The sequence below is a fragment of the Actinokineospora sp. genome, from assembly GCF_050699995.1.
Classification (GTDB): domain Bacteria; phylum Actinomycetota; class Actinomycetes; order Mycobacteriales; family Pseudonocardiaceae; genus Actinokineospora.
Genome location: NZ_JBOHGC010000076.1, coordinates 1 through 3,486, shown reverse-complemented (window position 1 = coordinate 3,486; position 3,486 = coordinate 1). Strand labels below are relative to the sequence as shown.

Annotated in this window: 3 protein-coding genes; all 3 read left to right on the top strand. The window is 69.5% G+C overall.

The features are described 5' to 3' along the window. Nucleotides 1-231: tyrosine-type recombinase/integrase (locus tag ACRDSQ_RS04530; RefSeq protein WP_431419026.1), on the top strand; the 231-nt coding region annotated here is incomplete at its 5' end. 563 nt (nucleotides 232-794) lie between these two features. Further along, nucleotides 795-2,702, top strand: a complete 1,908-nt coding sequence (locus tag ACRDSQ_RS04525; protein ID WP_431419025.1) for a tyrosine-type recombinase/integrase — start codon at nucleotides 795-797, stop codon at nucleotides 2,700-2,702. Beyond that, the gene (locus ACRDSQ_RS04520) at nucleotides 2,699-3,259 is read left to right on the top strand and encodes a DUF6262 family protein (RefSeq protein ID WP_431419023.1); all 561 of its coding nucleotides are present in this window, start codon (nucleotides 2,699-2,701) and stop codon (nucleotides 3,257-3,259) included. The genes ACRDSQ_RS04525 and ACRDSQ_RS04520 overlap by 4 nt, the downstream gene beginning before the upstream one ends. The last annotated feature ends 227 nt before the right edge of the window (nucleotides 3,260-3,486 follow it).

Sequence of the window (3,486 nt, the reverse complement as noted above, 5' to 3'; positions counted from 1 at the left end):
GCGAAGGGCTTCTTCGACCGGCTCGCGGTCCAGTGCGGGTTCTCGGTCCGCCCGCACATGCTGCGACATACCGCGGCGACGAACTGGGTCCGTGCCGGGACCGATCTCGATGTGGTCAAGGCTCTGTTGGGTCACGCGTCGTTGGCCTCGACGAGCGTGTATCTGCATGCCCGTGATGAGGACAAGCGCCGCGCGGTGGAGACGGTCGCGGCGGCCAGGAGCCAGCGGTGAGCGCCGCGAGACTGCGGGCAACAGGGCCCGCGGTCGAACCAGAGCCTGGTGCCGAACCCGGGTGGCTGGGCTGGCTGGGCGAGCGGCTGGACCCTTCGTGGCGAGCTGGGGAGTGGGATCCGGGGTCGTTGCTGTTCACCGGGGACCTGGGCAACGACCGGACCGCGGTATGGCCGTGTCGCACCCCTGGCTGCTCCACGGCGACCCGCCGTCAGTACGGACGCTGCGAAGGCTGCCGACGTGCCCGCAGCATCCGCGCGGTGAGCTGGGACGACTTCGACGCAGCACCACCGCAGCGCCGCACTCGACCGTTGGCGCCGAGGAGCTCATGCCTGGTGGCCGGATGCGCCAGCGAACCGCTATGCCGCGGGTTGTGTCAGCGTCACGAGAAGTCCTGGCGACGGCGCCCCACCGAGCCGGTCGAAGAGTTCGTCGTCCGGGCGCGAGCGTTGCCGCGGCAGGCCGACTGTCTGGTGGCCGGATGCGTCCGCGAGGGACTGACTCGTCGTGGGCTATGCCGTTTCCACCACAACCGGCTGCTCCGCGCCCACGCCGCTTGCGAGTTGACTCCTGAGGTGTTCACCGGCTGGGTGGCCGCCGAACGGCCCCGACTCGCCGTCCACCAGTTCTCCTTGGCCGGCATGGGCGAACAGCTGGCCACCGAGGTGCTCTACGGGCTGCAACAACGCGATGCCGCACCACCGCCGCTGGACCCGACCGAGGTCCGGATCCTGCTGGGCCGGCTCGGCGACGCAGACTCGCTGCGGAGTGCGGACCCGCACACGGTGTGTGAGTCCGGCGGGATGGTCTACAACAACTCCACCCGGGGACTGTTTCGTGACCTGCGCCGACACCTGGACCGCGCCTGGGCCCACTACAGCGGCGTGGACCCCTTCGCCGGCGACGTGTGGCAGGTGGCGTTGTTGGACCTGCAGCACAACGCCTCCCGACCGTGGCCCTCTACCCGGGGCGTGATCGACTTCGGCGTCATCGAGGTCGACTGGCTGCGGGTGGTGGTCAAGGACTGGGCGAAGACGACCCGGCCCTACCTGCAGCGGCTGCGGGAGACCCTGCGCGCGGCCCGGGCGGCGTCGCAGGCACTGATCGCCGCCGGACGCACCGACCCGACCCGGCTCGATGCCGGTGACTTCGCCCGGGTCGCTGATGCGATCGCCAGCCAACGCCGCGACGACGCAGCGGCCTACTCCGCCTCGCACCGCAATTTGTTGCTGCACCAGTTCGGCATCGTGCTCGAACACGGCAGGGCCAGCGGGCAGATGGCGATGGTGCCCGACCCGTTCCGCCCCTCCGCCCGCCGCGCCCGGGTCCGCGACGAACCCAACGAGGACGAGATCGGCAAGGCGTTGCCGGAGTCGGTGATCGCCCAGCTGGATGTCTACCTGGATCTGCTCGGCCCGAGTGGACGAGGCGGGGTGTTCGCCGCTGCGGACCTCCAGGCCATGCACCAGGCCGTCTACCAGATCCTGCGCGACACCGGTCGACGCCCCGGCGAGGTCGTCAGCCTGTCCGTGGACTGCGTGGAAGTCATCGACGGCCAACACAACCTGGTCTATGACAACCACAAGGCAGCCCGGAGGGGTCGCCGGCTGCCGATCACCGCCGCCACGGCCGCGATCATCGCCGACTGGCGAGAGCACCGCCTGCGGCTGCGGACCGCTCCGGTCACCGATCGGTGGCTGTTCCCGTCCCCGCTGCTGCGCTGCCAGCAATCCCACGGCCACATCACGCCCAACTGTGTCCGCCGGGCGTTCAAGGCCTGGGTCGCAAAGATCGAGGTCATCGATTCGGAGCTGCTCGGCCCCGACGGCACCCCCGCGCCGTTCGACCGGTCGGGGATCTTGCCCTATGCGCTGCGTCACTCCTACGCCCAACGGCATGCCGATGCCGGGGTCCCGGTCGATGTGCTCAAGGAGCTGATGGACCACGTCTCGGTGACCACCACCATGGGGTACTACTCGATCGGCCTCAAGCGCAAACAACAGGCCATCACCGCCGTCGGGGCGCTGGCCACCGACGCCGCCGGTGACCCGGCGCCGTTCACCAGCCCCACCGCCTACCAGCGAGCCTCGGTGTCGGTGCCCTACGGCAACTGCACCGAACCATCGAACGTCACCGCCGGCGGGGGTGCCTGCCCGATCCGGTTCCAATGCGCCGGCTGCGGCTTCTACCGACCCGACCCGTCCTACCTGCCCGCGTTGGAAGACCACCTCGCCGACCTGCGTCGGGACCGAGAAACCGCCCGTGCGATGGACGCCGCGGGCTACGTGATCGCCAACCTCACCGCGCAGATCGACGCGTTCACCGCCGTCGTCGACCGGATGCGGGACAAGCTGGCCGACCTACCTGCCGCCGAACGCGCCGAGGTCGAAGATGCCAGCAAGCTGCTCCGCCGCGCCCGCGCCGGCCGGCAACTCCCGCTCCTCGCACTCAGCCCGACAAGGCCAGCATGAGCACAGCAGACAAGACCGCGGGACTGCGTGCCGCCCGCGCGAAGGACAGCCAACACAAGCGACAACGTGTGCTCGCCGCGATCGAAGCGCTCGAGACCGCCGGCGCCCCGATCACCGCAGCCGCGGTCGCCAGCACCGCCGGAGTGTCCACCTGGCTGGTCTACGCCGACGGCCTCAGAGACCACCTCGACACCGCCCGGGAACGCCAAGCCACCCGGCCACCATCATCCGCGGACAACCCCGCGCCGGTGACACCCGACAGCGTGCACACCGACCTGATCATCGCCCGGACCGAGATCCGCAGGCTCCGCGCCGAGAACGACAAACTCCGCAGCAGGCTCCAGCTCCAACTCGGTGCCGAGATCGAAGGACCCGAGCGGGCACAGCTGATCGAGCGCGTCGCCACCCTCGATGACGTCAACCGGCGACTCGTCGTCGAAAGAGATGCTCGCACCGCCGAACTCGGCGTCGCCCACCGACGCATCCGCGAACTCGAAGACGACCTCAACGCCGCCAGAGACAGCCTCCGACAGCTCATCAAGGACCAGAACCGATGACGCCCACGAACGCCCGTGCCTCGATCCCGTCGCCGGCACGGCCCACGTCCCTCACATGCCTCAACCCCGAAACTGGCCTCCGACCAGGCAATATGCAGAATCGACTACAGATAACCACCGCGATGCGACTCCTCCACGCCGGCGTCGACACCAGCGTCATCGCCCTCTGGCTGGGCCACGCCAGCACCGACACGTCGCAGATCTACCTCCACGCCGACATGACCCTC

Coding starts and splice junctions, on each gene's coding strand:
- ACRDSQ_RS04520 (WP_431419023.1), top strand. CDS start 2,699: ATGAGCACAGCAGACAAGACCGCGGGACTGCGTGCCGCCCGCGCGAAG.